We start from the raw sequence: 24,670 nt of genomic DNA on the forward strand, positions 1-24,670 counted from the left end.
AACTTTCCCATTCACTTGAAGATGCTTTTAAAACATCTATTTTATGGGAGGAACCGTTAACAAAATTTTTTGGTATGGAAAAAGATATACAAACATACGAGTCCGAAGAATTAACTATCGAATTCGATAAGAACAGATGCATCCATTCAGCAGAGTGCGTAAATAATCTTAACGAGGTTTTTGATCCCCAGAAAAAACCGTGGATACAACCTGAGGAGGCATCAGCCCAAAAAATTAAAGAAACGGTCCATCATTGTCCCACTGGTGCATTGCACTATTCTGGCGCGGAAGAGGAAAAGCCAGCGCGGGAAAATACAATTACTGTTGTTCCTGATGGCCCTCTCTATTTACGGGGTAATATCGAAATCCAAAATGCAGAGGGAGAAACAGTGCTTGAAGATACGCGCGTTGCGCTGTGCCGATGCGGGGCATCGGAAAACAAACCACTCTGCGATAATTCTCATGAGCAAATTGATTTCAATGCTGAAGCTGGCTTTGATGAAGCAAAACTAAATCCTACCGACGACGGTGACACATCCCCAAAGAAACTTATTGTAAAACTGATGGATGATGGCCCTATGCTTTTAGAGGGTACGTATCGCGTTCATTCCATTGCTAACCAAGCGGTAAATAGCTCAAAAAATGTAGCACTATGCCGATGCGGAGAATCCAGCGGCAAACCTTTTTGTGATGGTACGCATAAAGATGTCGGATTTGAAGCATAACCATCATTATATTTCAACAACAGATATAATATCTAACTATTAACACATAACCCTTTGTACCTATGTCTTCCGAAACTGTGGCAGAAAATATGAACATCGAATCGGGCATGGAAATCGGGTTCTTTCACGAGCCAGATGATATCATGGATCTGCTTGGCGACTTGCCGGATGATGTTGAATTCACTGATAATTTAGTTGGTGCCCGGGTAGATATATTGCTTGCTTTTATAGAAAACCGCAAAACACTGGAAGCATGCCTCTCTTTACTTAAAGGATCAATGAAAAGAGACGGTACTCTTTGGTTAGCTTATGAAGATGGAGACGAAAATGAAGATAGCGAGCTGGACCAAGAGTATATCATCAATTTTGCTTCGTCCCTAAATCTTACCGCCGTGGGAGACGTTTCGTTTAATGACGACTGGATGGCTGTACAATGTGAACGAGAATAACCTATGCAAAAGCTATTTCTAATAATTGGCAGTCTTGCAATGGCAGTTGCTGTTGCCCTGGGAGCTTTTGGTGCGCATGGACTTAAGGAAATGCTTACCCAAGAAATGCTCGATATTTTTGAGACTGGTGTCCGCTATCATTTCTACCATGCTATTGGCCTTCTTTTCATAGGAGTGATAACTCACTGGCTTCCTGATTCTCTTCTGCTCCAATGGTCGGGATGGCTAATGGTTGCAGGTATTGTCATTTTCTCGGGCAGCTTATATAGCTTGTCAATTAGCGGACTCCGCTGGCTAGGTGCTATTACACCCGTCGGGGGGCTCTGTTTTATCGCTGGATGGATCATGCTGGCCACTACACTTTGGCAAACAATGTAAATAGATCACGTTACGATTTTCGCTCATCCAGATTCCCAGTTTCCACAACTATAAAAAAGACTTGCAGTTCCCGTTCAATATTATAACTTAACACTAATTATTGAACATTGTCTCAATTGCTTAGAGACAGCTTTTATAATCTGTGGCAAGCACAATAATACAACTATCTATGTAATGGTTAGCCACATTTAGAACAAAATAACTTATTTACAACGCTGAAAAGCTCACTTAATTAGTAAAAAACTTCACTAATAACTAATATTCATGACCCTAGACGATTTTCAAGAATTTTGTCTTTCATTCAATGGCGTATCCAAAGACTTTCCCTTTGATGATGAAACGACCCTGGCCTTTCAAGTAATGGACAAAATTTTTGCTATCACAAATATTGATACCTATGAGGGTATCAACCTTAAGTGTGACCCTATAAAAGCAGCGATGCTGCGCGACCTCTATGAGGAAGTACAGCCAGGACAACACATGGATAAGAAAAACTGGAATACGATAATACCTGAAGGGAAACTGGATGATGAACTCATTGAGGAATGGATTAAAGACTCCTACAACCTAGTAGTAGAAGATCTTTCGCGCAAAAAACAAAAGAAGCTGGAAAAAATGGAAGAGGACGATTAACGGTTTTCGCGCACAAACAAAGATTTGATGCGGTGGAGGCTTTTCTTTTCAAAATTCCACACAAATTCAAACTGGCCGAGAATAAATCCAAAAAAGAGAAACAAAATCTGGTAGGATGGAAATACCACCAATACCCAGGCTAGGATTTCAACCACCAAGGGCGTTTGGGAACTAAATCCCAACCACCCAAAGACCAGTTTTCGTACATACAGTGCGGTCATTCCCGTTATCGAAAAGATAAACAGGATAAGCAGTAAGCCGCCGATTGTCTCGACCCCCCACCGTTCCATTAGCTTGTCAATCAGTTCACCCATCGTATTTTGGGATAGCTATTTTGTAGTTTCTAATGCGTGCTGCACTGATTTATCAGCGGCTTCTATCGTTTCATCCAATAATTCTTGCGTTAATGAGTTTGCTAAAAATAACGCTTCAAACGGTGACGGGGGCAAATAAATACCATTCTCTAACATGGCATGGAAATAAGCTTTAAAGAATTCCTGATCTGTGGTATTAGCCGTTTCAAAATCCACTACTTCCTGCTCGGTAAAGAATACGCTAATCATTGACCCTACCCGATTAATCGTAGCCGGCACCTCATGATCTGCAAACACTTCTTTTAAGCCCGTATAGAGATAGGTTGTCTTTTCTTCGAGCTGATCATAGTGCCGCGGATTTTTGTGCAGCTCCGAGAGCAGCGCATATCCCGCAGCCATCGCCAGCGGATTGCCCGACAGCGTACCTGCCTGATATACATCCCCAACAGGTGAAACTACATCCATAATTTCCTGCTTGCCGCCAAAAGCACCTACCGGCAATCCTGCACCGATGATCTTGCCATAGGTCACCAAGTCGGCCGTAACGCCGTATCGCTGCTGGGCTCCACCTTTGGCTACGCGAAAACCAGTCATTACTTCATCAAAAATAAGTACTACATCGTGAGCATCACACAACTCACGGAGACCGGCCAAAAATCCTTCCTCGGGCGGGATACACCCCATATTCCCGGTTACCGGCTCAATAATAATCGCCGCTACTTCACCTTCATATTCCTTGAGTAGTTTTTTTACTGAATTTAAATCATTAAAACTGGCTGTGAGCGTATCCTTTGCCGTACCTTCCGTAACACCCGGACTGCTGGGCGTCCCTAATGTCAGGGCTCCACTACCGGCGTTAATTAAGAATGAATCACCGTGCCCATGATAATTCCCTTCAAACTTAATGACCTTATCTTTACCGGTATATCCTCGCGCCACGCGGATGGCACTCATACACGCTTCGGTACCTGAATTTACCATGCGTATTTTATCAACACCAGGCACCATCTTCTTGACGAGCTCAGCCATTTTTACTTCAATTTCGGTCGGAGCCCCAAATGAAGTAGATTTTGCAGCCGTCTCTTGTACAGCTTCAATAACCGGCTCATAGGCATGGCCCAAAATCATAGGTCCCCACGATCCTACATAATCGATATACTGTTTACCGTCAACGTCTATAAGGATAGACCCATCAGCCTGATCGAAAAAGACAGGTGACCCACCTACAGCATTAAAAGCCCGGGCCGGAGAATTTACACCGCCGGGAATAAATTTTTGTGCTCGCTTAAATAACTTTTCGCTCTTTTCTTGCATATTCAAATAATTAATTTTAATCCCATGTTATCTTGAATTCATGTCAGGATCAGCATGACATGAACCGTTGGTTACAATTTATTCTTTAATATTTTCGATGCAGCTTTTGCAAAATACGTTGCAATGAGGTCAGCACCAGCACGTTTAAAGCCAACCAGCGTTTCCACCATAACTTGTTCTTCATCTAGCCAACCTTTTTCGGCCGCGGCTTTTAACATCGCATATTCACCAGATACATTATAAACGGATACCGGCACGCTTACATTCTCCTTAACCGCCCGAATTACATCCATGTACGGCAGTCCGGGCTTAACCATCACGATGTCTGCTCCTTCCTGTTCGTCCAGCTGTGCCTCTTTAATAGCTTCCTGCACGTTCGCCGGATCCATCTGGTAGGTTTTTTTATCACCAAAACCGGGCGCAGAGTCCAGTGCATCTCGAAAGGGCCCGTAGTAAGCGGAGGCATATTTAGCACTGTAGGCCATAATGCCAGTGTGGTTAAATCCTTGTTCATCAAGTGCTTGGCGCATGGATCCAATACGTCCATCCATCATATCTGATGGAGCCACCATATCAGCTCCCGCTTCGGCATGACTTACGGCCATTTTCGTCAGCACTTCTACGGATTCATCGTTCAAAATTTTACCATCTTCTACAATACCATCGTGCCCATAGCTGGAATACGGATCCATCGCAATATCGGTCATCACCAACATTTCAGGAAATTGTTCTTTGATAGCACGAACGGCTCTCTGCATTAATCCCTCGGAATTTAATGCTTCAGTACCTTTATTGTCTTTTTTATTCTTGGGCACTTTGGCAAAAATTACCAGTGAACGAATACCTACATTCTTTAGCTCTTGCACTTCTTCGAGCAGCAAATCCAGCGTATATCGATAGTAATCGGGCATGGATGGAATTTCGACTTTCTCATTTTCGCCTTCCATCACAAAAACCGGGGCGATAAAATCAGCTGGCTTAAGATTGTGTTCTGCCACCATATCGCGGATGGCCCCACTTGCCCGAAGCCGTCGCCCGCGAATATATGGAAATTGTCCGTGTGTCATGTCAACAGTTTTTAAACGTTACTTTTCTAAAAAATTAAAACAGATCTTGGAGTCATTCAGTTTTTATAACTGCCCTAAACAACCTTTTCTTCTTAGACTAGTTATTTAGAATCCCTTCTTCTTTACCATATTCAATCCAGTCAATAGGATTTTTAAACCGCTCAATTAAACATGCTTCTCGACTATCTTCCTCAATTTCAAAGTCATAGTCCCAACGAACCTTCGGCGGTAAACTCATCAAAATCGACTCCGTCCGGCCATCAGTTTTCAGACCAAATAAAGTACCGCGATCGTGGATCAAATTAAACTCTACATATCGGCCGCGACGAATCTCCTGAAAGTATTGTTGCCGATCAGAATATGATTCATCCTTACGCCGTTCGACAATAGGCACATAGCTTTCTAAAAATGCATTTCCTACATCAGTCGTAAAATGATACCAATCTTCTGCCAAACGATTATCCGTAGGCCGCAGGTAATCAAAAAATAATCCACCAATACCGCGCCCTTCCGAACGGTGATCATTATAAAAATATTCGTCGCACTCTTTTTTAAATTTAGGATACAGTTCTTTGCCGTGCTCATCACAAGCTTTCTTTAGTACCTGGTGGAAATGCACCGCATCCTCATCCCATAAATAATAAGGCGTCAAATCTGCACCGCCGCCAAACCAACAATCGCGCACTTCGTTCATATCCGCATCATCGTAAAGTTCAAAATAGCGGAAATTGGCATGTACTGTAGGTACCATCGGGCTTTGGGGATGTAGTACAAGCGAAAGCCCCCCGGCCCAAAACCAGCCCTGATCAACTTCAAAGCGCTTTTTAATTAACTCTGGTAGCTCACCATGCACCGCCGAAATGTTGACTCCGCCTTTTTCAAATACTTCTCCTTTTTCAATCACGCGGCTGTGCCCACCGCCCCCTCCTTCACGATCCCAGTCGTCATGGCGAAACCGGGCTTTGGGTTCAAAATCTTCAAGACGATTACAGATTTTATCCTGAAGATCTTGGATGTAGGCCTTAAACTTATTTTTCAGGGATGCGTTCGAGTCCCCCTTCGAAGGGGGGGCAGGGGGATGATTTACAATCCATCCTTTAATAGATCGTTCAACATTTTTGAGATCGTTCATAACTTCCTCATCCGAAAATCGCAGTACTGTAAAACCTTTTTCTTCGAGCTTTTTTTGCCGCTCTTTATCCTCATACCACTTTCGCTCATCCTCGTGTGAATAGCCGTCTACTTCAATAACAAGCTGGAGTTCCTTGCACATAAAATCAGCGATATAATTTAATACCGGGCGCTGGCGCAAAAAAGTATAACCCTTCATCTTACCTGCCCGTAACAGTTCACTCCAGAGCCGAATTTCAGCACTGGTAGAATCTTTACGAAGTTTACGGGCAAGCTCTTTTAGATCCTTATTGTAACCGTAATTATTATCTTCAACTGACATAATTTCTTGCTTTAGGTCATCCCCCTTACTCCCCCTTCAAAGGGGGAGATTGTGATACTAAGCTGTTTAAGTACTTGCTTTTGCTTCATACTCCTTAACCGTATCCACAAAGGCACGGGCATGATCTACAGGGATGTTCGGGCGAATGCCGTGACCCAGATTTGCAATATATTTTTGGGGACCAAAACGATCAATCATTCGCTTGGTTTGGTGCTCAATTTCATCAATCGACATCAATAATTTTGAGGGGTCAATATTGCCCTGCAGTACAATGTCACCACGTGTTTTTTCACGAGCATATTCTGGAGTGATCGTCCAATCGATGCCTAAGGCAGCAGCACTACTTTTAAAACTGAGCCGCTCTAATGCATACCAACTGCCCTTGGCAAAAAGAATGACAGGCACCTCATCAATAGCATCACAAATTTCCATCAAGTACGGCATAGCCCATTCGTTGAAATCCTCAGGACTTAGCAAGCCGGACCATGAATCAAACAGTTGTACCACCTGCGCCCCGGCATCCACTTGTGCCTGTAGATAATCGATAGTTGCCTTGGTCAACTCTTTCATAACATGCTTGGCCGCATCAGGATGCTGATACATAAAGGCTTTGGCTTTGGAAAAATGCTTAGATCCTTCACCCTGAACCATATAGCAAAAGAGCGTCCATGGTGCACCGGCAAAACCAATCAATGGAACCCGCCCGTTGAGTTCTTTACGCGTCAATGTGATTGCCTCCATTACATGATTGAGCTTCTCCGGCACATCTTCAGCCAAAATAGCAAAAGCATCATCCACGCTTCGGATAGGATTTTCCATTACCGGCCCCTTGCCCTTTACTAAATCCACATCAATGCCCAGTGCCTGTGGAATCGTCAAAATATCAGAAAAAAGGATAGCCGCATCGGGCTCCAATTCATCGATGGGCTGGATAGTAATTTCACAGGCCAGCTCCGGCGTTTCGACACGTTCGAAAAACGTATATTTCTTACGCAACTTCATATATTGCGGCAGGTATCGTCCAGCCTGTCGCATCATCCACACTGGCGGACGTTCTACCTCTTCACCACGAAGAGCACGAAGTAACAAATCGTTTTTAAGTTCTGGAAAATTGTTGCTCATCAATCTATATTATTTTATTGGATGCAGACCTGACAGACAAGCACGAATGAATCGGTCTAATCTGAAGTCTCTCCTTGAACCTGATTAAAGATATAATTAGAAGTTGTTCGGAGCAGTACTTCGGTATCGGGCTGTTTAGCAATTTCAATATGCTGATCCGTTTCTTTTTTTAATGCTTTTGCTGTTGTTGGCCCGATAGCAAAAAGCGGCGGCAACTCATTATCAAAACCTTCACCTTGTGCAAATCCTTCGACAGCACTGGGACTGTAAAACAGAATACCACTTATATGTTCTCTGGGCATTTCTACAGGGTTAATAACCGTTTCGTATACTTCTACCTCAATAACTTCAATATCATTCTCAACAAGCCGGTTAGTCATTTCATCGCGGCTCAAATTACCATGAAAATAAATAAGTGAATCACTTTTACCCTCTTCAATAATCAGCTCAGCTAAATGCTCGCTGTCTTCGGTCCGAGGGACTTTTGCATTGAGTCCCAAATCCTGTAGGGCTTCTCTGGTTTTTGAACCCACTGCAAATAGTTGCACTTCGGGACGCACTTGCAAGCCGGCCTGCATTAGTTCGTTTAATGCTTTTACGCCGTTCGTACTAGTAAAGACCCAATTCGACTTTAGGTTCTCGTTGATTACTTTAAGCACGCTGTCCCAATAATCAGGGAAGTTGAAATGTAGCGCAGGTTTGATAATCGGTTCGAGTCCTAATATACGAGCATACTCGATCTGCCGCGCCGTTAATGGACGCGTAACTAAAATATTTCGTTTATCTTGTCTCATAAATAAATAGAACGCTAATAACACAGATTAAGCAAACATTAAGATCTTGCAAATCAATCAAACCAGCTAAATCTGTGTTCACTTCTTATTCTGATTTCATTTCTTCAATAACTTTGATCGCACCTTGACTGAGAAGGGCCTGTGCCGCCGCATGACCAAGTTCACCGGCTTGCCCTACTGATACAGATTCTTCATAATCGTATTGCTCACGGCCATCCAGTGTCAATGCAACAGCTTTAAAATGTACTTGACCATCGTCAATAAACGCATACGCACCTACCGGAGCGCTGCATCCTGCTTCCATATCGTGCAGAAAGTCGCGTTCAATTGTTGTACACAGAGCGGTCTCATCATGATCTAATTGAGAAACAACCTCCTCCATCTCCGTATCTTCTTCCCGTATCATTACTGCCATAGCTCCTTGTGCCGCAGCTGATACCATCCAGTCGAGGTACTCACTGATATGATGTTCAAGATCGATACGCTCCAAGCCTGCCGCAGCAAAGATAGCACCATCCCAACTGTTTTTTTCAACTTTTTCTAACCGGGTATTAACATTTCCGCGAATACCAACAACTTCGTGATGAGGATACCGATGCAACCACTGCGCACGGCGGCGATTACTGCCTGTAGCAATAGTGGCTACATAATTGGGATCATCAAGGAAGCGCGTTCCACCAGGCGCAACCAATGAGTCACGTGGATCAGCTCGGTCTAAAATAGCCGCAACCTTAAGCGGTAACGGATTTTCGGTTGGCAGATCTTTAAAAGAGTGGACAGCAATATCAATTTCATCAGTAAGCTGCGCATCGTCAAGTGCTTTGGTAAACACGCCCTTTCCTCCCAACTCCGTAAGTGGTGTGGTACGATCGATATCACCCTGTGACTTTACAAAGATAAGCTCGGTCTCGTAACCAAGTCCTTTCAATTTTTGGGCTACCTGCTTGGCCTGCCACGTGGCAAGTTGGCTGTCCCGGGTACCGATACGAATAGTATTTTGCTTACTCATTGGCTTTGGTTTCGAGCTTAAACATGTCATTAACCACTTTGGTCACCTCTTCCGACTCGTGATGGTCACGCAGGTGCTCGATGGAGTAAGCGGCAATTTTATTAACAATACGGCGGGTTAGATTCTCAACTTTGTCACGATCAGTATCCGAAATTTTATTCTTAAAAAAATCGAATTCATCTTCGCGAATGTTATCGAATTTGCTAGTCAGCGCCTTGATCGTTGGCACTACCTTCTGCTTACTGAGCCAATTTTTGTAATCCGTAAGCTCATCATCAATAATCTTTTTGACCAACGGAATATTTTCTTCGCGCTTACGGTAGGCCTCATCGGTCACATCCGTCAGGAAATCCATATTAGCCAGGTCTATAAAATTCAGATCACCAATTTCGGGATCAATATTACGCGGCACTGACAGATCCACCATCACTTTAAAATTGGGATCCAAAATTGAAGGTTTCATATCGTCAAGTTCCACCACCGGCTCCTGTGCTCCTGTAGCCACGATAATCAAATCAGATGCGGCAATTTCTTGCGGCAGCTTTTCCATATCAGCTACCTGCAAATTAAACTTATCAGCTACAAACTCTGCACGATCCCGAGTCCGATTGATAAGCGTCAGCTTCTCTGCTCCAAGGTTGATTAAATTCTTGCAAGTCACTTTGCCAATCTTGCCAGTGCCGACCAGCAAAATATTTTTGTCTTTCAGATTATCAAAAGCTTCAATAGCAAACTGGACTGCGGCATAGGCCGTTGTAGCAGCTCCTTCGCCCAAAGACGTCTCGTTGCGGGATCGCTTGTGCGCCCGAAAGACGTGCTGCATCAGCCGGTGAAGCTCACTGCCAACCGCATCCATCCGGCCGGCCAGCTCATATCCTTCTTTTACCTGGTTCACCACTTGAACATCACCCAAAATCTGGGAGTCAAGACCTACCGTAACCTGGAACAGATGCTCCACCGCACGCTCACCTTCTTTCTCAAATCCATAGTTATGAAACTCCTCAAGTGATGCATTGGAATACGTCACCAGCAGCCGAATCAACTCTTGGGGAGCAATATCCTGGGCAAACATTTCGGTACGATTACAGGTTGATACTACAAAGAGACTGTCAATACCTTCGCGTTTAGCACCTTCTATAAGTTCGTGAACCTGATCATCACTTAAACTAAATTGTTCACGTACATTAATCGAAGCCTCCCAATGGTTTACTCCGACGGCACAAAAATCAGATATTTGCGGATGATCTGTTGACATCTATTCAGCTGATTGTTTTTGCGGTTGCTGTTCTAACGCTCCATCAACTGATATCTCATGATCCAACTTATGTAACACCTGGTCCCCAAGCGCTTTAATAAACTTAGGATGATCATTAATACCTTCCATGACTTTGAGATTGTCAAACTCGTACCCCTCTTCTTCAAGATCTTCGACCAGCTCAACACCAAGCTCAAATAACGTTTCTACATGATCAGTCACAAAGGCGATGGGGATCATCAAAAAGTTCTTAATGCCGTATTCAATATGACGCTCAACCAATTCAGCAGTGTTGGGCTGTGTCCATTTTTGCGGACCTACTTTTGACTGGTAGCCCAGCCAGTAGTCATGGTCATAGTCGCGCATCTCCATGATTGCTTCCATAGTCTGATTAATCTCATTAGTATAAGGATCGCCACTGCGAACTTCGAGCTTGGGCGTGCCGTGCGCGCTAAAAATAAAATGGGTTTTGTTCCTCGTTTCCTCATCCATCTCGGCCAATGCCTCATCAATACGATCGTTCATGGCCGAAAGATAATCATCATTCAAATGATAGTTCTTAACGTGGAATTCTTTCCACGGCGTGTCGTGGCCAAACTTATCTTCTCGCTTGGTTTCCCAGTCACGATAGCTACTTCCAGTGGTTGTCCACGAAAATTGTGGATACAGCGGAACCATCACCGCATGAGTAATACCATCTTCTTCCATGTCCTCCATGGTAGTTTCAGCAAAGGGCAGCCAATAGCGCATACAGGTATAGACCTTCACAAACTGATCATCCGGCATAACACCTTTAAGATGCTTTTCGAGTCCCCGCCGCTGTTTTTCAGTCAGGCTATTGATGGGCGAACAACAGGTTGAGGTAACACTATTCTTACGATTCAAGCAGTGTTTATTGCCCATGCATCCACGGGGACATCCATTAATTTCTTCGTAATCTTCCTGCACGCTGGATGCCCGAAACTTAGAAATGATATTCGCAAAAAAGTCTTGAAATTTTCCACCGCCTATCTTAATAATATCTTCATCGCGAAACAGATTATATAAAAAGGGGCGAACAGCATAATCGGCCGTAGGACCGCCGAGGTTCATAAGAACAACGCCAATACGTTTTTCTTCAGTGGACATAAATTTTTCTTTTTTTGACTCTAAACCTATTACTACGAAAACACTAACCAGTTACAGTCAGCTACATTTTTACTGTCTTTCAAGTGTTTTAGCAGTTTATGAATTATCATGGTAAAGAAACCCATTCTTTGTGAAGGGAATTTGAAGAAGGTACAGGTGATTTTATTTAGAACGAATCTATGGCAATCTTTTATCTACCTTTTGGCTAGGCCTATCCCGACGGACGCAATGTGGTTATCCAGCTGATAAAATCTTATCCTCGAGGCAAGCTAAACCAAAAACGTGTTCCCTTTCCCGATTCACTTTCTACATGAATCTCACTATCGTGGGCACTAAGGATACTCTTGACCACGGATAACCCCAGACCCGTACCACCTTTGTCGCGTGAGCGTGCTTTGTCTGTGCGATAAAAACGATCAAAAAGCCGGCTGAGATGCTCATCGGAAATACCAATGCCGCTGTCTTCAATAACTATCTCAACGGAATCCTCATTCCGCTCATATCGCAGGTTAACACTACCCTCATTGGTATATTTTATAGCATTGGATATGAGGTTATCAATAACCTGTTCTATTTTTCCGGGATCGCCAATTGCCTTACACGAATGGTCGTCAACGTTAAGTGTTATACCTTTATCAGTCGCTCGATCACCATAAAGTTGCTCCATATAATCGGCAATGGGCAACAAATCGAACTCTCGGGTTTCAATAAAATATTCATCGGAATCGTAACGCTGCAGCGTTTTTAAATCTTTAAACAACCGCGTAATACGCTCTGTCTGCTTTTGGGCTGAGCGGATGTACTTCTGTTTTTTATCGGTATCAAGATCCTGCAGCTGCAACATTTCAAGCGCAGCCGAAATAGTATGCAACGGATTGCGAATTTCGTGAGTAATATCCGCAAAAAATTGGCGCTGTTTTTCAGCAAACTGCTTAATCTGTTCAGTATCATCCCGCAGCTTCGAGGCCATCTGGTCCAGCGAATTAGCCAGTGTACCAAATTCATCACCCCGATTGATATTAATTTCCCGATTTACATTGCCGTCGGCAATATCCTGTGCGGCATTCTTAATCTGCGTAATAGGCTTGGTGAGATAACGCGACATCCATATACTCACGATAATGACTAATCCTATAGAAATGAACATCCCGTAATAAATAATCCAGCGGATGGTTTTGATGGGAGCATAAATCTCATCCTTAAGCTGAGCAGCCTGCAGATATTGCACACTATCAATACCTGAAGAAGAAAGAGCAATATAGCTATTAAGTATTTCGGAGTCGTCCCGCCGGGGAATTAGCGGCAGCCCATTGCGGGCCTTCAGATTTTCGATAATGCCTGTATCTAACTGATAAGTGTGAATTAAGGTGGTATCCTTCTCATGATAAGTATTTACCTGTCGGCCTGTGGAGTCATAGATGGCCAGTTGGTATCCCGATGTACGGGCAGCCTGTTCCAGATGCTTGTCAAACTGCTGGTCAGCAGATAGATTGGACACCGTTACGGCCAGCAATCGGGTATCTCGCTCCATTTCGACGCGTCCCTCCTTTAAAAGATAATCCCGGATAAATAGAATAGAGTAACTACTGATAGAGGTAATACCAAAGATCAGCAGTAAAATAAAGGTCCACGCTAATTTTGATCTTATTCTCATAGAACAGAAAGATAGCTAATTGGACTGCTAACCTACTAGTTTAATATTATACCAAGTCTGTGTCCTGTTCACACCTTCACAATTTCGCGATTTAATCCATAGCCAATACCCCGGTATGTTTTGATAACTTCCCCCGCATCACCCATCTTGAGCCGCAGATTTTTTACGTGAACATCCACAGTACGATCAAACACAAACTGATCTTCTTCGGTAATATGTTCTAAAATTTCCTGCCGCGTATATACCCGCTTGGGATTCTGATAGAGAAGCTCAATAAGAGTATATTCGGTAGAAGTCAGCTCAACCTCTTCGTTATCCACATATAGCTGCTTGGCATCGGTATCCAGATAGGTATCACCATACTGTAGCCAGTTTGCCGTCTGCGGATTTTGGCGGCGCAGCAATGATTCAACATGCGCCTTTACCAGATTGAGACTGGCCGGTTTGGGGATATAATCATCAGCCCCGAGCTCGAGTCCTTCAATTTCATCCTGCTCTTCGTCTTTGGCCGTCAGGAAGATGACGGGAATATCGTTAAGTACCGGATGTCGGCGAATATGTTTGCAGATTTCTTTACCATCTACATTGGGCACCATAATATCGAGAATAGCCAGATGAATTTCCCCTGCATACTCGTCGATAATCTCTAGGGCTCGATTACCCTCATAAGCGGTAAGTACATTGTAATCATTCATCTCAAGGAAATTAGTCAGCATTTCAGCCGACTCTTCTTCATCCTCAACTAATAATATGCTGTGCTTGGGTTTCACTATGATAGACTTTTCTTACAGAATGAGCTAAAAAACAGCATTCAAATCAAAATCGTTGTCATTTAAGATACCAAAGATTACCGAGTTTCTGAATAGATTACTATTTCAAAATCGCTCTTGTCTTGCTGATGTTGATTCCTCATCTTATGTTCAACTTTAGCATTGATTAATAATTAGCGAATTCCAGATGTCATTTCAAGATAAAGTAGCCTGGATAACCGGTGCTTCATCAGGCATTGGTGAAGCCCTGGCATATGCCTTACATGATCGGGGTGCTAAACTTATCCTCTCCTCCCGCCGTAAAAATATATTAGAAGAGGTTAAAGAACAGTGTCCGGGTGATCCTGCGGATGTTACCATTCTTCCGCTGGACTTATCCGAAACTGACAAACTTCCGGATAAAGCCCAACAAGCACTCAATATTTATGGTCATATTGATTATTTGTTTAATAATGGAGGGGTAAGCCAACGTTCTAAAGCCATAAATACCGACGTAGACGTAATGAAAAGAGTGCTGGATATTAATTTTTTGGGATCTGCCGTGTTGGCTAAAGAGGTACTGCCTTCAATGATTGAGCGTAAATCAGGGCATATTATCGTCACCAGCAGCGTGGTGGGAAAATTTGGTACGCAACTTCGATCCAGCTATGCGGCCTCTAAACATGCTCTGCACGGTTACTTTGATTCCCTTCGTCAAGAAGTGTTTAATAAAAATATCAGTATCTCCTTGGTTTGTCCCGGATTTATAAAAACAAATGTTACCAAAAACGCTCTTGAGGGAAACGGGGAAAAACATCAAAAAATGGGCAAAGGGCAACAAAACGGTATGACCCCCGCACAATTTGCAGAAAAACTACTCCCAAAAATCGCCAAAGGAAAAGAAGAAATTTATATTGGCGGAATGGAAATTATGGGTATTTATTTCCAACGATTTGTGCCTTCGCTTTTTCACAAGATACTGCGCAAGATTGACGTCACTTAACAGCTTTTAAATCACAGAAATTTCCAGAGTATAAAACCCATTCTCTATCATATCTGCGGTTTAGTCACCCCAGTCGTTTGCGTTTATTTAAATAGGCCAGCAGTGCCAGATCAAATTCACTTTGCGTATCTAACGACTCAAAATCAATCTGGAATTCGCTGCACGCCATCTTAAAACGATGCGTTAGCTCTTCTACTTTCTTTTTATAGTCTTTTCTAATTTGCGCCGGCATTACCTCTATATTTTCACCGGATTCCATATCCTGCATCATAATGCGATGGTCCTGAAAGTCGAGGTCACGTTCACTTTGTTGTTCAAGCACATTAAAAAGTAATACCTCATGTTTTCGGTGCCGTAGGTGCTTTAGGGATGATATTAGCTGATCGTGCTCATCCACATTTTCAAACAGATCCGTAAGTACCACCACTAGGCTGCGATGATTGAGCCGCTCGGCTACTTCGTGAATAACTTTTGCCGTAGCCGTTTTTCGCTGCTCTTGTTCCTGTTGTTCCTCTTCTTCGAGTAATTGTTCAAACTCAGAAAAAAGCAGTCGCAAATGTGAATACGACGACTTTGCCGGAAAGAAATGGTTAATTTCCTCATTAAACGTAATGAGTCCACAGGCATCGCGCTGGCGGTTCATCAAATACATCAGAGCCGAACCAAAATGGATAGCATAACGCAATTTTGACCAGGGACTAAAATATTTGTAAAACATCGAGCTGCTGGTATCAAGTAAAATATAGCAGCGTAGGTTCGTCTCTTCCTCGTATTTCTTCACAAAAAGCCGCTCACTCTTGGCATACACCTTCCAGTCGATATGCTTGATCTCATCACCCGGATTATACGGACGGTGTTCGGCAAACTCTACGCTAAATCCATGATGAGGACTTTTGTGCAGTCCCGAGATAAATCCCTCGACAATTTTTCGGGCCCGAAGTTCCAGCGGAGCAAGTTGTGATAACAGTTCGTGGTCTAAAAGCATAGTAATTACCTTTAAAATTGAACCTACAAAACTAACACTCTTTTGCCTAATAGTTTATTCTTTGCTACAAATGATTATCTTTATCATTCATAATCTAAACCGTAATCCATTACCTACAAGCCATATTCGTAAATGGGACAAGTCATAACATCCGCAGATCAACTTGATTTTACAGCCCAAGATATTCCTTCAATGCCCCTGCCTACCGATGTGCTGATGGTTCGGCCACTTCACTATTCTGTTGATTATGTCATCAACCCACACATGGCCGATCAGGTTGGCAAAGTAGATAAGATCGTAGCCAACAATGAATGGGAGCTTGTTCGTTCTCTTTTTGAACAGGTAGGCCTTAACGTAAATATTATTGAAGACCAGAATGGACTGCCTGACATGGTGTTCTGTGCCAACCAAAGCTTGCCCTATATTGATGAAGACGGCAAGCAACATGTTTTTATGAGCATTATGCATGCTGACCAGCGCAAAGAGGAAGTACCTTATATAGAACAGTGGTACCGCCAGCATGGCTACGAAATGCACTACCTAGACGAAGATAAAATTAGTGATTTTGAAGGCTGTGGTGATGCTATCTGGCACACCGGCAGGCGCTTGCTATGGGGTGGCTATGGCTATCGATCCTCGCTGGAAGCTTATGAAACTATTTCAGAAACTTTTGATATCCCCATTATTGCACTAGAACTGGTTGACGAGTCCTTTTACCATCTTGATACCTGCCTGTGCATATTGGATAAAAATACTGCCCTTATTTATCCCGATGCCTTTACTCAACAGGGACTTGCAATGATTAATCAGATGTTCGATACAATTATCAAAGCATCAAAATACGAGGCCGAAGAACTGTTTGCCTGTAATGCTTCTTGCCCCGACGGACGCAACGTGATTATCCAGCAGGGTTGTACCGACGTAAATAAAAACCTTCGTGATAATGGGTTTTCTGTGCACGAAGTAAGTACCTATGAATTTCTTAAAAGCGGCGGCAGTGTATTCTGCATGAAAATGTTACTATGGTCATAAAAACAAGCATTAGATCGTGGGTTTTAAAGCATTGAGCAGCTGATAGTAAATTATAATCCACTGATCATAAATCAATAATAACTGGGATGGGGAAAAAATATTTTCGGCTGTTGATTGCAGCCCTTACAACAATAGCACTTTTTGTTTTATTATCCATTCCGCTGGGTCCGGCTCCACCGATGGGTGCCTTTTGGAATCCCCAGAGCGGATTCTGGGCCAATGCCCAAACAAATAAGTTTGCCAGCCAGAATATTTCGCTAGATGATGAAACCCTGTCCGATACCGTAGGCGTTTATTTTGACCAACACCAGATTCCCCACATTTTCGCTTCCAACAACCGCGATCTCTACTTCGCACAGGGATATATTACCGCCCGAGATCGCTTATGGCAAATGGAACTACAAACACGTGCTGCTGCCGGTCGTCTTTCCGAAATTTTAGGATCACGCACCCTCCAATTTGATCGATATCGACGCCATATTGGTATGGGCTATGCCGCCGAACAAGCTCTTGAGGGATTATTGGGAAATCCCCGGACCGCTAAAGCTGTTAAAGCATACGCCGCGGGCGTCAACGCTTGGATTGACCAATTGCAACCCCAGGAATATCCACTGGAATACAAATTTTTAAATCACCATCCCGAGAGCTGGACACCGCTAAAAACTGCTCTTTTGCTTAAAAATATGACCTACACGCTGGCCGGTCGCAATTCTGATCTGCGAATGAGTAATACGCGGGCCGTCTTCGGTGATGACTTTATAAAGCAGATACTCGATTTAGAACATCCGTTAACGGATCCCATCATCCCCAAAAGCAAAAAATGGGATTTTGCATCACAGGCCCCTCAAAAGCCTGAAGATACATTTACTCCTTCCATTGTTGATACGGTAACTCCCTTTCAACCAGATCCCCAAAACGGAAGCAACAACTGGGCAGTTAGTGGATCCAAAACAGCTAATGGTTATCCCATTTTATCAAACGATCCCCATCTTAATATGACCTTGCCTTCCATCTGGTATGCTGTGCAGCTGCACAGTCCAGACCAAAATGTGATGGGAGTCTCTCTACCGGGCGCACCGGCAATCATTATCGGTTTTAATGAAGATGCCGCTTGGGGTACCACAAATGTTGGAGCCGATGTATGGGATTGGTATGAAATCACATTTCGCGATTCAACCTTCGGGGAATATAAATATGACGGTAAATGGCAATCTACGAAAAAACGAATTGAAAAAATTAAGGTAAAAGGGCAGCCAACCGTTACAGATACAGTAGTTTATACTCATCATGGTCCGGTGGTACAAACTTCTGGTGAGGAATCAATGCGTTCCGACATCCCAAAATATCATGCGATGCAATGGATTGCTTATAAGAAATCTAATGAGCTTCGCTACTTTCTGGATATTAATAAAGCCGAAAACTACAAGGATTATCGTCAAGCTATCCGCCATTATGAAAGCCCAGCACAGAACTGGGTATTTGCCGACAGTTCCAATATCGCACTTACTGTTGCAGGGAAATATCCGCTCAAGTGGAATGAACAAGGGCGTTTTATTGGTGATGGTTCTAACCCCAAATACGACTGGCAAGGTTGGATCCCATTTGAACAAATCCCCTATGTCAAAAACCCTGATCGCGGCTTTGTAAGTTCAGCCAACCAAACCCCTACTGATTCCACCTACCCGTATTATTTGGATAGTAATTTTGCCCCCTATGAACGCGGACATCGCATTAACAAACGGTTGGCAGCGATGGATAACATCACGCCCAAGGATATGCAACACCTACAGATGGATGTTTTCAGTAATCACGCCAAGAATGTATTACCAACACTGTTACAATATTTAAATACTGATACCTTATCCCAGCTTCACAAAAAAGCGAAAGGAAAACTTGCAGACTGGCGATACGACAATAAAGGAGAACTCATTGCTCCATCTATTTTTGACTACTGGTGGGATGAACTCTACGAAGCAATATGGAATGATGAATACTCAAAAACAGATGTCCCCCTTGAATGGCCCAGCCGAGACCAACTGGCAACATTTATACATAACAACCCAACCAGCCAATGGTACGACAACATAAATACACCAGAAAAAGAAACGCTTGAGGAGTTGATTAATCAATCTTTTAACCAAGCAATAGTAGCTCTGCAAAACAAATACGGTAATATGGGCAACAACTGGCAATGGGGATATGTTAACGATACAGATATAGGACATGTCGGTCGCTTACCCGGCCTGGGCCGCAAGGATGTATTCACCGGCGGTGGAGCAGAATCAATAAATGCCGTACGTGGCAGTCACGGTCCCTCTTGGCGTATGGTTGTACAATTGGGGCCTAAGATAAAAGGATGGGGCATTTATCCGGGCGGGCAGTCTGGTAATCCCGGCTCAAAATATTATGACAATATGGTTGATGAGTGGCAAAACGGAGATCTGTTTCCGCTTTGGTTCATGCAACAACCCCCTGTACCGGCCGACTCTCTGCACTATACCATCACCCTAAATTAATCAATTATGTTTTTAGCACTTTTACTTGCCCTTACAGCTTGGTTGCTGGGTCTTGTCTTTCCTTGGTGGTCGCTCGCTATTCCCGGCCTGATACTAGGCGGGCGACTCGGAAAATCAGGGACACATGCTTTTGGTTATGGCTTTTTAGGCATTGGCGGACTCTGGTTTCTGCTGACACTCACCACACACATTAGTAATAATGGCATTTTAACAGAACGTATCGCCAATCTGTTTAGCCTACCCCATCCGTGGCTTGTCATCCTCATTACTGTTCTTATTGGTGGACTGGCCGGCGGATTTACAACATTAACCGGCTATCTTTTTTCCGATACGTTTTTAGGCAAAAAAACAAATCAGTAAATAGGATAATTACCTTATCATTTAGCGATTTATAGTTGTGGCTTGTCCACTAACTGTGATAGAAATCTTATGCGACAACAAAACACCACTTCCGCTGAATACCACTGCGCATACTGCGGCGAACGTAACCGCACCTTCGTGGATCCCTCGCAGGGCGATACCCAAACCTATATTGAAGACTGCCAGGTTTGTTGTCGCCCCAACAAACTCTCGGTTTCATATGACAAATGGAATGAAAAATTTATTATTCAGAGCCGGCAATCCCAGTAACTAAATTTATCCCAAAAAAACCGTTGAAAATAGAAATCTGTATTTGTATTTTTGTATAGTTTTGCGCTGGAATTGGGCCGGCACTACATACACAATAATGATGGACAACAAATCTTCAACATTTGATATACAACGAAGCGTCCGTTACAGCTGACGGCAGAACACACTGCCCGCAAAAAAAGAATGCATTATCTGCCTGGCATCAGATACAGCGCACCTCATTCCCTTTTCTGAAATCCGACACCTATTTTGTTGTCGGATTTTTTTTATATCTAATCTCGAACCCCTCAAACTACGACCTCCTTTAACATGTCTCAATATCCAAGAGATAAAGCTATTATTGCACTATCTGACGGTACTGTAGAACACGGTTTTGCTATCGGCAAAAAGGGTACTACCGGCGGCGAACTCTGCTTTAATACCAGCATGGTGGGCTATCAAGAAATTTTTACTGATCCCAGCTACTATGGACAGCTCATGATGATGACCTACCCTCATATCGGAAATTATGGTACCATGAGCCGCGATGATGAAGCCCGAAATGTAATGATTGCCGGACTGATTGTTCGTTCTTTTTCATGGGAACACAGCAATTCCCAAGCCGACGGCAACCTGCAAGAATACCTAGAGCAGCACGAAGTTGTTGGCATCAGCGGCGTAGATACGCGCAAGCTTGTCCGCCACATCCGATCCAAAGGTGTAATGAATGCCGTCATCTCATCCACCGAACTTGACGAAGATAAGCTGGTGGAAAAAGCTAAAAACTGGGATGATATGGAGGGGCTCGAGCTTGCCACAGAAGTAACACGGCAAGAACCCAATACCGTACACAGCGATGGTCCGTTTAAAATAGCCGCCTTCGACTACGGTATTAAACAAAGTATTATCGATAATTTTGTAGATCGGGGATGCTCCCTCCGAATCTTTCCTGCTAAAGGAGATTTTGAAGAAGAACTAGAACAGTGGGATCCCGATGGGTTCTTTTTTAGCAATGGTCCCGGAGATCCCAATGCTACCAGTGAATACGCGCTGGAAGTCGTAAATTATGCTAAAAATACTGGCAAGCCCATCTTCGGCATCTGCCTGGGCCATCAGCTGATGGCGCTTTCAGAAGGAATCTCAACAAAGAAAATGTATGTAGGTCACCGCGGTGCTAACCATCCCGTAAAAAATTTAGAAACCGGGCTGGTAGAAATTACTACACAAAATCATGGTTTTGCAGTTGATGAAGAAGATCTGGATGAGTCCAAAGTGGAAGTTACGCACCTGAATTTAAATGATGATACCATCGAAGGACTGCAGTTTAAAAATTTCCCGGGCATGTCGGTACAATATCACCCCGAAGCATCACCCGGTCCGCACGACTCGCGATATCTTTTTGATCAGTTCTTGGATATGATAAAAGAAGAAAAGAAAGAGCTGACGTAACAGATTGCAGCCTAAGCGCAGTTCGGCAAATGAAGTCCAAGGCATATTTGGCTTCACTTTCGTTGCGCTCAATGTGCTTATACTTAATGAATATAAATTTTGAAGACCAAAAATTAGCTTAATATAGAATGCCACGACGTGACGACATTAACAAAATATTGATCATTGGTTCCGGCCCCATCGTAATTGGACAAGCCTGTGAATTTGACTATTCTGGATCTCAGGCATGTAAATCCCTAATGGAAGACGGATACGAAGTTGTACTCATCAACTCGAATCCCGCTACCATTATGACCGATCCGATGATGGCCGACGAGGTATATTTAAAACCGCTGACCATTGAGTCAATCAAAGAAATTGTAGAAAAAGAAAATCCCGATGCAGTACTGCCAACTATGGGTGGGCAAACGGGCCTGAATCTAACCCGCGACCTTCAACACGAGAATTATTGGACTGAACGCGATATCGATATTATTGGCGTGGACATTGATGCCGTAGATATCACTGAAGATCGTCAGGAGTTTCGTGATCTAATGGACGAAATTGACATCCCACAGTGTCGAAGTCGCGCCGCTGAATCAGTACTCGAAGCTAAAGAAATTGCCGAAGATCTGGGAGGATTGCCCATCGTTATCCGTCCTTCATTTACTATGGGCGGAGCCGGCGGCGGCATAGTATGGAGCGAAGATGAGTTTGAGGAAAAGGTACTGCGTGGACTGGAAATGAGTCCCGTACACCGCGTGCTTATCGAAGAATCTATTTTTGGATGGAAAGAGTACGAACTGGAACTGTTGCGCGATCCCAATGACAATGTGGTTATCATTTGTACTGTCGAAAATATTGATCCCATGGGCGTACATACCGGTGACTCCGTAACCGTAGCGCCCTCGCAAACGCTCACCGATAAGCAGTTTCAGATGCTACGCGATGCAGCCATCAAAATGATGCGCTCTATTGGTACCTTTGCCGGCGGATGTAACGTGCAGTTTGCCGTGGATCCTGAAAGTGACCGCTTTGTAGCCATTGAGATTAACCCGCGTGTAAGTCGATCATCAGCACTTGCATCCAAAGCAACAGGATATCCTATCGCCAAAATTGCTACAAAACTGGCTGTAGGATATAATCTTGATGAGCTGCCTAATCCCATTACTGGTAACACCTCGGCCTGTTTTGAACCATCCATAGACTACGTCATTGTTAAAACCCCACGGTTCAACTTCGAGAAATTCCCCAATGTAAATGAAGAACTTACTACGCAGATGAAAGCGGTAGGGGAAGCGATGTCGATTGGCCGAAACTTCCCCGAAGCACTAAACAAGGCATTCCAATCTCTTGAAATTGGACGGGCCGGTTTGGGTGCGGATGGCTACGAAGAACTCGATCGTAAAGAAGTACGCGAACGACTCAAAAAGCCCTATTGGGATCGCATGCTCAATATCCGCAATGCATTTAAGCTAGGAGCCTCCGTCGAAGAAATTGCTGACATTACCAAGGTAGATCCCTGGTTCTTACAGCAAATTCGTTACATGGTGTCGCTGGAAAATCGTACTGAGGGACAATCACTCGACAACATCACCGAAGAAGATCTATTTGAACTCAAACAAGCTGGTTTTGGAGATGAACAGATTGCCTGGATGCTCAGCCAGAGCGATGGTAACGTAACGGACAATGAAGTCCGTGCCAAGCGAAAAGAATTTGATATGCTGCCATCCTTTAAGGTAGTGGATACCTGCGCAGCTGAATTCCCCGCCGAAACACCCTACTTTTACTCGGCTTACGAAGGCGAAAACGAGAGTAAAGTATCCGACAAGAAAAAGGTACTTATTCTTGGTAGCGGTCCCAACAGAATTGGACAGGGTATTGAGTTTGACTACTCCTGCGTACATGCTGTAAAGGCTGCTCAAGATATGGGCTATGAAGCCATTATGGTGAACTGCAATCCCGAAACGGTTTCTACGGATTTCGATATTGCCGACAAACTTTATTTTGAACCTGTATTTTGGGAGCGCGTGATGGATATTTATGAGCACGAACAGCCCGAGGGCGTGATTCTACAGGTGGGCGGACAGACAGCTCTAAAACTTGGCAAGCGTTTCGTGGAAGAAGGCATTAAAATCTTCGGTACTGATTTTGAGAAAATAAACTTTGCCGAAGATCGAGGTGCATTCTCTGACTTTCTCAATGATCTCGATATTCCCTTTCCCTCTTACGGTACTGCCAAAGATGTGGACGGAGCCATCGAAATTGCCGATCGAATTGGCTATCCGGTACTCATCCGCCCCAGCTATGTGCTCGGCGGACAAGGTATGCGCATTGCTGTAAAGCAGGATGAACTTGAATTTTATACCGAACGCGTCTTGGACACGCATCCCGAAAATGCGTTCCTTATTGACAAGTTTCTGGAAGATGCCGTAGAGGTAGATGTGGATGCCGTCTATGACGGCGACGACATGCATATTGCTGGTATCATGCAGCATATTGAGCCTGCGGGTGTCCACTCGGGAGATTCCACAGCCGTGATTCCAACTTATTCACTCAGCGATACTGCCCTCGATAAAATTCGAGAATACCATGAAAAGATTGCTGATAATATGGGCATCAAAGGATTTTTAAATGTCCAATATGCCATACAGGGTGATGATGTATATGTGCTGGAAGCTAACCCGCGGTCCACACGTACAATTCCATTTTTGGCCAAAGCAACCGAACGTCCCGAAGCACAAATTGCGGTTAAAGTAATGCTTGGAGCAAAAATAAGCGACTTTGATGAAGATGAGTTAACCTCCAGCCTCAATCAATGGGCTATCAAAGAACCCGTCTTTCCCTTCGATAAATTTCCAGAGGTCAAGAAAGAATTGGGACCCGAAATGAAATCCACTGGTGAAACCATTTACTTTATGGAGGATTTCAACGACGAGCACTTTAAGAAGCCATTTGAATTTAAGAACCTTTATCTTAGTAAATAAACAGAACACAGATTAACGGGTTCAACAGATTCCCGCGATTAAATGCGTTTATTTTTGTTATCCACG

Annotated in this window: 23 protein-coding genes; 11 read left to right on the forward strand and 12 right to left on the reverse strand. The window is 43.7% G+C overall.

Going from position 1 to position 24,670, the window contains the following annotated elements; translation table 11 throughout:
* The first annotated feature begins 74 nt into the window (after positions 1 to 74).
* The 4 genes from LX73_RS04915 to LX73_RS04930 all read left to right on the forward strand — a co-directional run bounded on the left by LX73_RS04915 (position 75) and on the right by LX73_RS04930 (position 2,185).
* On the forward strand, positions 75 to 725 hold the full coding sequence (locus LX73_RS04915) for a CDGSH iron-sulfur domain-containing protein (RefSeq protein ID WP_148898380.1): 651 nt from the start codon (positions 75 to 77) through the stop codon (positions 723 to 725).
* 62 nt (positions 726 to 787) lie between these two features.
* On the forward strand, positions 788 to 1,174 hold the full coding sequence (locus tag LX73_RS04920; protein WP_148898381.1) for a hypothetical protein: 387 nt from the start codon (positions 788 to 790) through the stop codon (positions 1,172 to 1,174).
* Between the two features lie 3 nt (positions 1,175 to 1,177).
* Positions 1,178 to 1,552 carry a DUF423 domain-containing protein gene (locus LX73_RS04925; protein ID WP_148898382.1) on the forward strand — a complete coding sequence of 125 codons (375 nt, stop codon included), beginning with the start codon at positions 1,178 to 1,180 and terminating at the stop codon, positions 1,550 to 1,552.
* A 264-nt stretch (positions 1,553 to 1,816) separates the two neighbouring features.
* Positions 1,817 to 2,185, forward strand: a complete 369-nt coding sequence (locus LX73_RS04930) for an MmcQ/YjbR family DNA-binding protein (protein WP_148898383.1) — start codon at positions 1,817 to 1,819, stop codon at positions 2,183 to 2,185.
* Here LX73_RS04930 and LX73_RS04935 read toward each other — a convergent pair.
* The 11 genes from LX73_RS04935 to LX73_RS04985 all read right to left on the reverse strand — a co-directional run bounded on the left by LX73_RS04935 (position 2,182) and on the right by LX73_RS04985 (position 14,065).
* Positions 2,182 to 2,499 (reverse strand): DUF6787 family protein, encoded by a 318-nt coding sequence (locus tag LX73_RS04935; RefSeq protein WP_148898384.1) that lies wholly within the window; start codon positions 2,497 to 2,499, stop codon positions 2,182 to 2,184. The genes LX73_RS04930 and LX73_RS04935 overlap by 4 nt on opposite strands.
* A gap of 15 nt (positions 2,500 to 2,514) precedes the next feature.
* Positions 2,515 to 3,813: a glutamate-1-semialdehyde 2,1-aminomutase gene (hemL, locus tag LX73_RS04940; protein ID WP_148898385.1), complete on the reverse strand. Its 1,299-nt coding sequence runs from the start codon at positions 3,811 to 3,813 to the stop codon at positions 2,515 to 2,517.
* Positions 3,814 to 3,884: 71 nt separating this feature from the next.
* Positions 3,885 to 4,880: a porphobilinogen synthase gene (gene hemB / locus LX73_RS04945; protein ID WP_148898386.1), complete on the reverse strand. Its 996-nt coding sequence runs from the start codon at positions 4,878 to 4,880 to the stop codon at positions 3,885 to 3,887.
* Between the two features lie 97 nt (positions 4,881 to 4,977).
* Positions 4,978 to 6,333 (reverse strand): oxygen-dependent coproporphyrinogen oxidase, encoded by a 1,356-nt coding sequence (gene hemF / locus LX73_RS04950; protein ID WP_148898387.1) that lies wholly within the window; start codon positions 6,331 to 6,333, stop codon positions 4,978 to 4,980.
* A gap of 66 nt (positions 6,334 to 6,399) precedes the next feature.
* Entirely contained in the window at positions 6,400 to 7,455 is a 1,056-nt protein-coding gene (hemE, locus tag LX73_RS04955) for a uroporphyrinogen decarboxylase (RefSeq protein WP_148898388.1), read from the reverse strand.
* A 56-nt stretch (positions 7,456 to 7,511) separates the two neighbouring features.
* Positions 7,512 to 8,249 carry a uroporphyrinogen-III synthase gene (locus LX73_RS04960; RefSeq protein ID WP_148898389.1) on the reverse strand — a complete coding sequence of 246 codons (738 nt, stop codon included), beginning with the start codon at positions 8,247 to 8,249 and terminating at the stop codon, positions 7,512 to 7,514.
* Between the two features lie 85 nt (positions 8,250 to 8,334).
* Complete coding sequence (gene hemC / locus LX73_RS04965) at positions 8,335 to 9,258, reverse strand: hydroxymethylbilane synthase (RefSeq protein ID WP_148898390.1); 924 nt, start codon at positions 9,256 to 9,258, stop codon at positions 8,335 to 8,337.
* Complete coding sequence (gene hemA / locus LX73_RS04970) at positions 9,251 to 10,513, reverse strand: glutamyl-tRNA reductase (protein ID WP_148898391.1); 1,263 nt, start codon at positions 10,511 to 10,513, stop codon at positions 9,251 to 9,253. The genes hemC and hemA overlap by 8 nt, the downstream gene beginning before the upstream one ends.
* Positions 10,514 to 11,641 carry a ferrochelatase gene (hemH, locus tag LX73_RS04975; protein WP_148898392.1) on the reverse strand — a complete coding sequence of 376 codons (1,128 nt, stop codon included), beginning with the start codon at positions 11,639 to 11,641 and terminating at the stop codon, positions 10,514 to 10,516.
* Positions 11,642 to 11,894: 253 nt separating this feature from the next.
* Positions 11,895 to 13,295 carry a sensor histidine kinase gene (locus tag LX73_RS04980; protein ID WP_148898393.1) on the reverse strand — a complete coding sequence of 467 codons (1,401 nt, stop codon included), beginning with the start codon at positions 13,293 to 13,295 and terminating at the stop codon, positions 11,895 to 11,897.
* Between the two features lie 68 nt (positions 13,296 to 13,363).
* Positions 13,364 to 14,065: a response regulator transcription factor gene (locus LX73_RS04985; protein WP_148898394.1), complete on the reverse strand. Its 702-nt coding sequence runs from the start codon at positions 14,063 to 14,065 to the stop codon at positions 13,364 to 13,366.
* A 187-nt stretch (positions 14,066 to 14,252) separates the two neighbouring features.
* Here LX73_RS04985 and LX73_RS04990 point away from each other — a divergent pair, with 187 nt between their 5' ends.
* Positions 14,253 to 15,047: an SDR family oxidoreductase gene (locus LX73_RS04990; RefSeq protein WP_148898395.1), complete on the forward strand. Its 795-nt coding sequence runs from the start codon at positions 14,253 to 14,255 to the stop codon at positions 15,045 to 15,047.
* 64 nt (positions 15,048 to 15,111) lie between these two features.
* Here the strand turns inward: LX73_RS04990 and LX73_RS04995 are convergent, their stop codons facing one another.
* Positions 15,112 to 16,032: a DUF58 domain-containing protein gene (locus LX73_RS04995; protein WP_148898396.1), complete on the reverse strand. Its 921-nt coding sequence runs from the start codon at positions 16,030 to 16,032 to the stop codon at positions 15,112 to 15,114.
* A gap of 132 nt (positions 16,033 to 16,164) precedes the next feature.
* Here LX73_RS04995 and LX73_RS05000 point away from each other — a divergent pair, with 132 nt between their 5' ends.
* The 6 genes from LX73_RS05000 (at position 16,165) to carB (ending at position 24,604) form a co-directional block, all read left to right on the forward strand.
* On the forward strand, positions 16,165 to 17,064 hold the full coding sequence (locus tag LX73_RS05000) for a dimethylarginine dimethylaminohydrolase family protein (RefSeq protein WP_148898397.1): 900 nt from the start codon (positions 16,165 to 16,167) through the stop codon (positions 17,062 to 17,064).
* Positions 17,065 to 17,150: 86 nt separating this feature from the next.
* Complete coding sequence (locus tag LX73_RS05005) at positions 17,151 to 19,580, forward strand: penicillin acylase family protein (protein ID WP_148898398.1); 2,430 nt, start codon at positions 17,151 to 17,153, stop codon at positions 19,578 to 19,580.
* A 6-nt stretch (positions 19,581 to 19,586) separates the two neighbouring features.
* Complete coding sequence (locus LX73_RS05010; protein WP_148898399.1) at positions 19,587 to 19,940, forward strand: hypothetical protein; 354 nt, start codon at positions 19,587 to 19,589, stop codon at positions 19,938 to 19,940.
* A 69-nt stretch (positions 19,941 to 20,009) separates the two neighbouring features.
* The gene (locus LX73_RS05015; protein ID WP_148898400.1) at positions 20,010 to 20,210 is read left to right on the forward strand and encodes a CPXCG motif-containing cysteine-rich protein; all 201 of its coding nucleotides are present in this window, start codon (positions 20,010 to 20,012) and stop codon (positions 20,208 to 20,210) included.
* 309 nt (positions 20,211 to 20,519) lie between these two features.
* A complete protein-coding gene (gene carA / locus LX73_RS05020; RefSeq protein ID WP_148898401.1) occupies positions 20,520 to 21,638 on the forward strand; it encodes a glutamine-hydrolyzing carbamoyl-phosphate synthase small subunit in 1,119 nt (372 codons plus the stop codon).
* 128 nt (positions 21,639 to 21,766) lie between these two features.
* Complete coding sequence (carB, locus tag LX73_RS05025; protein ID WP_148898402.1) at positions 21,767 to 24,604, forward strand: carbamoyl-phosphate synthase large subunit; 2,838 nt, start codon at positions 21,767 to 21,769, stop codon at positions 24,602 to 24,604.
* Positions 24,605 to 24,670 lie beyond the last annotated feature (66 nt).

Source organism: Fodinibius salinus (genome assembly GCF_008124865.1).
Lineage (GTDB): Bacteria > Bacteroidota > Rhodothermia > Balneolales > Balneolaceae > Fodinibius > Fodinibius salinus.

Coding starts and splice junctions, on each gene's coding strand:
- LX73_RS04915 (WP_148898380.1), top strand. CDS start 75: ATGGAAAAAGATATACAAACATACGAGTCCGAAGAATTAACTATCGAA.
- LX73_RS04920 (WP_148898381.1), top strand. CDS start 788: ATGTCTTCCGAAACTGTGGCAGAAAATATGAACATCGAATCGGGCATG.
- LX73_RS04925 (WP_148898382.1), top strand. CDS start 1,178: ATGCAAAAGCTATTTCTAATAATTGGCAGTCTTGCAATGGCAGTTGCT.
- LX73_RS04930 (WP_148898383.1), top strand. CDS start 1,817: ATGACCCTAGACGATTTTCAAGAATTTTGTCTTTCATTCAATGGCGTA.
- LX73_RS04935 (WP_148898384.1), bottom strand. CDS start 2,499: ATGGGTGAACTGATTGACAAGCTAATGGAACGGTGGGGGGTCGAGACA.
- hemL (WP_148898385.1), bottom strand. CDS start 3,813: ATGCAAGAAAAGAGCGAAAAGTTATTTAAGCGAGCACAAAAATTTATT.
- hemB (WP_148898386.1), bottom strand. CDS start 4,880: ATGACACACGGACAATTTCCATATATTCGCGGGCGACGGCTTCGGGCA.
- hemF (WP_148898387.1), bottom strand. CDS start 6,333: ATGTCAGTTGAAGATAATAATTACGGTTACAATAAGGATCTAAAAGAG.
- hemE (WP_148898388.1), bottom strand. CDS start 7,455: ATGAGCAACAATTTTCCAGAACTTAAAAACGATTTGTTACTTCGTGCT.
- LX73_RS04960 (WP_148898389.1), bottom strand. CDS start 8,249: ATGAGACAAGATAAACGAAATATTTTAGTTACGCGTCCATTAACGGCG.
- hemC (WP_148898390.1), bottom strand. CDS start 9,258: ATGAGTAAGCAAAATACTATTCGTATCGGTACCCGGGACAGCCAACTT.
- hemA (WP_148898391.1), bottom strand. CDS start 10,513: ATGTCAACAGATCATCCGCAAATATCTGATTTTTGTGCCGTCGGAGTA.
- hemH (WP_148898392.1), bottom strand. CDS start 11,641: ATGTCCACTGAAGAAAAACGTATTGGCGTTGTTCTTATGAACCTCGGC.
- LX73_RS04980 (WP_148898393.1), bottom strand. CDS start 13,295: ATGAGAATAAGATCAAAATTAGCGTGGACCTTTATTTTACTGCTGATC.
- LX73_RS04990 (WP_148898395.1), top strand. CDS start 14,253: ATGTCATTTCAAGATAAAGTAGCCTGGATAACCGGTGCTTCATCAGGC.
- LX73_RS04995 (WP_148898396.1), bottom strand. CDS start 16,032: ATGCTTTTAGACCACGAACTGTTATCACAACTTGCTCCGCTGGAACTT.
- LX73_RS05000 (WP_148898397.1), top strand. CDS start 16,165: ATGGGACAAGTCATAACATCCGCAGATCAACTTGATTTTACAGCCCAA.
- LX73_RS05005 (WP_148898398.1), top strand. CDS start 17,151: ATGGGGAAAAAATATTTTCGGCTGTTGATTGCAGCCCTTACAACAATA.
- LX73_RS05010 (WP_148898399.1), top strand. CDS start 19,587: ATGTTTTTAGCACTTTTACTTGCCCTTACAGCTTGGTTGCTGGGTCTT.
- LX73_RS05015 (WP_148898400.1), top strand. CDS start 20,010: ATGCGACAACAAAACACCACTTCCGCTGAATACCACTGCGCATACTGC.
- carA (WP_148898401.1), top strand. CDS start 20,520: ATGTCTCAATATCCAAGAGATAAAGCTATTATTGCACTATCTGACGGT.
- carB (WP_148898402.1), top strand. CDS start 21,767: ATGCCACGACGTGACGACATTAACAAAATATTGATCATTGGTTCCGGC.